Below are 4,469 nucleotides of genomic sequence, written 5' to 3' on the forward strand. Positions count from 1 at the left end.
AAAGTGAACGCGGCAACGTCGCCGGGCTGGACGGCGGGCGATATCGTCGAGATCTATCCGCACAATGATCCGGCGGCGGTGGCGCGGGTTTTATCGGCGGCTGGGCTGGATGCCGGTGCGCTGGTACACGGCCGGCGTCTCGATGCGCATCTGTCCGGCGCCGTGCTTCCATCGGCTGAATCCGTGCGCAACATGAGCGCTGCAGCACTCGTCGCTACCCTCAAGCCTTTGCCGTATCGCGACTACTCGATCGCCTCGATTCCCGCCGATGGTTACCTCGACCTCGTAGTCAGGCAACGGGTCAGGTCATCGGGCGAACTGGGCGTGGGCTCGGGCTGGCTGACGGCTCATGCCGCCGAAGGCAGTCTGGTGCAGGCGCGCATCCGGGCGAACGCGGGGTTTTATCGGCCTGATGGGGAACGTGCGCTGATCCTGATTGGAAACGGCACCGGCATCGCGGGATTGCGCGCGCATTTGCGTGAAAGGAGCGCGGCGGGATCGAAAGGACATTGGCTGCTGTTCGGCGAGCGCAACGCCCGATATGACGCGTTCTTCAAGCAGGAACTCGAGGCGTGGCGCGCGGATGGCACGCTCGCGCGCATCGACCTGGCGTATTCACGCGACGACGATTGCGGACGCTACATACAGGATCTCGTGCGGCATTCAGCCAGCGATATCTTCACGTGGGTGGGGGGCGGCGCCGCGCTCATGGTCTGCGGCAGTCTTGCCGGAATGGCGCCGGCTGTCGATAGGGAACTGCGGGCCGCGCTCGGCGACGAACGCGTGAGCATGATGGTCGCGAACGGGTTGTATCGGCGGGATGTGTATTGACGTATTGACGTGTGGACGTGTGGACGTGTGATTGACGTTTGATCAAAAGGCCCGTCCGGAACGCTTCTGAACGGGCCTTCGAAGTACTTGCGTCGGTGATGTCACGCGCGCGCGTCGGCGTAACGGTGCGCAACTGCCGGCCAGTTGATCACGTTGTAGAACGCGGCGATGTATTCCGGCCGACGGTTCTCATACTTCAGGTAGTAGGCGTGTTCCCATACGTCCAGACCGAGGATCGGCGTGTTGCCTGACAGCAATGTCGTCATCAACGGGTTGTCCTGGTTCGCTGAACTTTCGACTACGAGCTTGCCTTGTTTATTGACGGAGAGCCACGCCCAGCCGCTGCCGAAACGCGTCAGGGCTGCCTTCGTGAAGGCTTCCTTGAAGGCATCGAAGCCACCCAGATCTGCGGTGATCGCCTGATCCAGTTCGCCGTCAGGCATGCCGCCTCCTTCGGGCGACATGACCGTCCAGAACAAGCTGTGATTGGCGTGGCCGCCGCCGTTGTTGCGCACGGGCGCCTGCAACGCCTCGGGTAGTGACGCAACTTGCGCGACGAGCTTTTCGATTGGCAGATCCGCGTACTCCGTGTCCTTCAGCGCGGCGTTCAGATTGTTCACGTAGGTCTGGTGATGCTTCGTGTGATGGACTTCCATCGTGCGGGCATCGATATGTGGTTCGAGTGCATCGATCGCATAGGGCAAGGCGGGAAGGGTATAGGGCATCGTGGGTTCCTTTTGGAGTCAGTGCATCAAGACATCAATGCGGAAGAGGGTCGCCGGCGCTCAGCGCGCGTTCGCCCAGTTCGAGCGTTCGCCCGACGAGCGGATGAGGACCATGTGTAGCGATGTAGCTCAGCAACGCCACATGCGTCTCGCCGCTATGACGCAATGCGGCTTGCTGTAGTGACGGGTCGCGGGTGGTATCGAGGAAAAGTTCAAGCAGCGCTTCGTGCGCGTCGCAAAGATGCGCGACGGCGCGATCGGTGCCACCGCGTTCGAGTTCGAGGTCGGCCAGATTGTGATGGGAGACCACGAGCGCGGCGACGCAGTCGCTTGCGCGTCCCTCGGGGAGCCGTTCGATCAGGCGACGCGCGATCTGGAGCGCCCGTTGGTAGCCGTCTAACGCCGCAAGCGGTTGCGCGGCACGTGATGCGGCGACGGCGGCCCGCATCACGTATTCCCACTCAGGGAGGCTGGCGTCACGGGATATTGTGACTTCGTGGGCGGTGGAGGCAACGTGTGGCTGGTGCATGAAAGGGGCTCCTGTTCTGCACCCTTTTCGTTGACCGGACGCCTGCGTACTCGGGATGGTTAATAATAATCATTCTCGATAACCCTGTCCAGCGAAGGCCTTTTCCAACGGTGCGTGGCGTCGCCTGGATCTCATTTACTTCGATGCCGACGCTTTATCCTTCGACTTCTGCTGCCGCGCCGTTTCTTCCTTTTTCAACGTTGCGGGGTCCGTGCCGTATTCCCCCGCAGTGCCCGCGCCGCCTTTGATGCTCGCAGACTGGCCGCCGCCAGAATCGCTGCTGCTGGAATGTGTAGCAGGCGGCGCGCCGCCGGTGCTCGTTCCTTGCGCGAATGCGCCGTCTGCGAAGCAGACGGCGAGCGTCAGCATGCAAGCCGTTTTGCGAAAGTGTCCCAAGATATGTCTCCAGTTTTTCGGTCCGTGTTCAATACAAGCTTCGCAAAGATCGAACCCGGATTGCGCATTGCTGTCTTTCGGCTGCAGTACAAAGGCTTTACACCAACCGGAGATAAATCAGGTCGGCTAAATGGATCAGAGGGATCGGGGCCGCAATAGTGGCGATTGCCTGCGTGGCATGTTCAAAGAGCGGCGATTCTGGTGTTGCGACGCCTGCTCCCGGCGGCGGCATGGCGGCGTCGGCGCCGGGAGCCAGTTCTTGATCATTGCGTCATGACCGGTTATCGATGCACGCAATGATCTGCGCACCAATATACCGGCGGTCCGGGGAGCTTGGTCGCGTCGCCGCTATCGCAGATTGACATGAAGATTTTTTTTACTATTAAACTTCCTGCAGCGACTGCCGATAACAAGTAATCGAAATCACTTAGCTCGTCCCAAACCAGCATTAAAGTTTCCAGAAGGACAATGAAGGACTGCACGTCCTTGATTGCTCCGGATCTTGCGCGTATGTACTCGCATTGAAAGTGCCCACCCTTAGATTTGCGGTTCGGTGTTTGCATGGTTTGAGAAGATTACAACGACTCGATTAACGATATTGCATCTTGTGCGATATCAATTAGCCGGCCGGCCGCGCCATGCAAAGTCGGGCACTTGCCTTTCCCGTCATGGATTGAAGGATCAGTCAAAGTTTTAGTTTATATAAGACAGAGAGCAGGGACTGCTAAAGCGTCAAAGCGTAGCCGACTTGGTTTTGGACACGTAAAAACCTCGGACATCGAATTGCTTATTGGTATGAAGAATTGCGCGTTGAGATTAGTTTGTTGTCGAAGGTAGCGTTGCATGCAAATGCTGAATATTCGCGGAAAAAGTTTGATTTGAAAACACCGGGCTCCGCTACATTTTTGCGGAGTATTTTCATCGTTCCGCAACATATTAATAATGATAAAAATCGACAGGGTACTGTTAGTTTCCATTGTCAGTGGTGTGATTTTTAGTGTCAGCGCATGTGGCGGTGGCGGCGGTTCTGAATCAACGGCCGGCGCAAGTCTCAGCAATTCTTCGGGGTCTGGCAGCAGTGCTGCAGGAGCGTCGGCCGCTTCGGCGTCTGCGTCGGCTGGCGGTGGTTCAGTGGTGCCGCCGAGCACATCGGCTGGTGCATCTTCTCCCGCGAGTAGCTCGACCATCGTCAGTAGTTCGCCGCCGCCAATAGTTCTGGCAGAGCCGCCTTCCAATGCCGGCACCACCTCGTCCGGCGCCGTGATCATGCCGCTGGAAGTCATGAGCGCGGGCAGCGGAAAGATCATTGCGGCCACCTTGTCCATTCCCGCCGGGGCGTCGGCGAAGATGCTGACCATGCGCGTGAACAATCTTTCGTACGATGCCAAGGGTTCAGTTCAAGTCAATAGCGGCAACTGGATCGACCTCACGAACGCAAACGTTACAGTGCTCGGGAACGCAAAATCGTACGGCGGTATTGGCGGCGGTTACGACACGATCAGCCTGAACGTCCCCATAACGGGTGCGATCAACGGCAGTAACGTCATCAACTTCCGGTTCAATACCACTGATGGCGTGAGCTCGGGGTATCGGGTGCTGTCGTTCAATTTGCTCGATGGGTCAGGCAATGCACTGATAGCCGACAGCAACTTCGCACAGGACGATCCAACCCAGTGGACCGCACCGCTTCCAGGCATTGCAGATATCAGCGCGGGCGCGGCCCTGTGGAAAAACGCTGCCTTGACCGATTCACCCATCAATGCCGGGCAGCAGATCAAGGCGCATTGCATGGACTGCCACAGCGCGAGCGGAAGCGACCTGTTCAAGTTCAACTACTCGAATAACTCGATTGTCATTCGAAGCCAGTACCACGGCCTGAGCGCAAACCAGGGCTTGCAGATCGCCAGCTATATCAGAAGCCTCGCCAGCCAATATCCCACGCCGGGTCCGAAGTGCCGCCCGTGGAATCCGCCGTATCAGCCGGGTCC

At 58.5% G+C, this 4,469-nt stretch carries 4 protein-coding genes and 2 pseudogenes; 2 read left to right on the top strand and 4 right to left on the bottom strand.

Annotated features, from left to right (window positions below; translation table 11 throughout):
* A pseudogene (locus ACFFAR_RS25685) lies at nucleotides 1-831 on the top strand (sulfite reductase flavoprotein subunit alpha); the annotation flags it as partial.
* 101 nt (nucleotides 832-932) lie between these two features.
* Here ACFFAR_RS25685 and ACFFAR_RS25690 read toward each other — a convergent pair.
* The 4 genes from ACFFAR_RS25690 to ACFFAR_RS25705 all read right to left on the bottom strand — a co-directional run bounded on the left by ACFFAR_RS25690 (nucleotide 933) and on the right by ACFFAR_RS25705 (nucleotide 3,764).
* Nucleotides 933-1,556 (bottom strand): superoxide dismutase, encoded by a 624-nt coding sequence (locus ACFFAR_RS25690; protein ID WP_174364676.1) that lies wholly within the window; start codon nucleotides 1,554-1,556, stop codon nucleotides 933-935.
* A 34-nt stretch (nucleotides 1,557-1,590) separates the two neighbouring features.
* Nucleotides 1,591-2,085, bottom strand: coding sequence for a hypothetical protein (locus ACFFAR_RS25695; RefSeq protein WP_174364675.1), 495 nt, complete (start codon nucleotides 2,083-2,085; stop codon nucleotides 1,591-1,593).
* Nucleotides 2,086-2,220: 135 nt separating this feature from the next.
* Nucleotides 2,221-2,481 carry a hypothetical protein gene (locus ACFFAR_RS25700; RefSeq protein WP_144022098.1) on the bottom strand — a complete coding sequence of 87 codons (261 nt, stop codon included), beginning with the start codon at nucleotides 2,479-2,481 and terminating at the stop codon, nucleotides 2,221-2,223.
* 698 nt (nucleotides 2,482-3,179) lie between these two features.
* Complete coding sequence (locus ACFFAR_RS25705) at nucleotides 3,180-3,764, bottom strand: hypothetical protein (RefSeq protein ID WP_174364674.1); 585 nt, start codon at nucleotides 3,762-3,764, stop codon at nucleotides 3,180-3,182.
* Between ACFFAR_RS25705 and ACFFAR_RS25710 the strand changes: the two are divergent.
* A pseudogene (locus tag ACFFAR_RS25710) lies at nucleotides 3,748-4,469 on the top strand (hypothetical protein); the annotation flags it as partial. The gene ACFFAR_RS25705 and the pseudogene ACFFAR_RS25710 overlap by 17 nt on opposite strands.

It is taken from the genome of uncultured Caballeronia sp. (assembly GCF_964243625.1).
In the GTDB taxonomy this organism is placed as follows: domain Bacteria; phylum Pseudomonadota; class Gammaproteobacteria; order Burkholderiales; family Burkholderiaceae; genus Caballeronia.

Bases quoted from the DNA above. Each gene is read 5' to 3' on its own strand.
- ACFFAR_RS25690 (WP_174364676.1), bottom strand. From the start codon at position 1,556: ATGCCCTATACCCTTCCCGCCTTGCCCTATGCGATCGATGCACTCGAA.
- ACFFAR_RS25705 (WP_174364674.1), bottom strand. From the start codon at position 3,764: ATGACTTCCAGCGGCATGATCACGGCGCCGGACGAGGTGGTGCCGGCA.
- ACFFAR_RS25695 (WP_174364675.1), bottom strand. From the start codon at position 2,085: ATGCACCAGCCACACGTTGCCTCCACCGCCCACGAAGTCACAATATCC.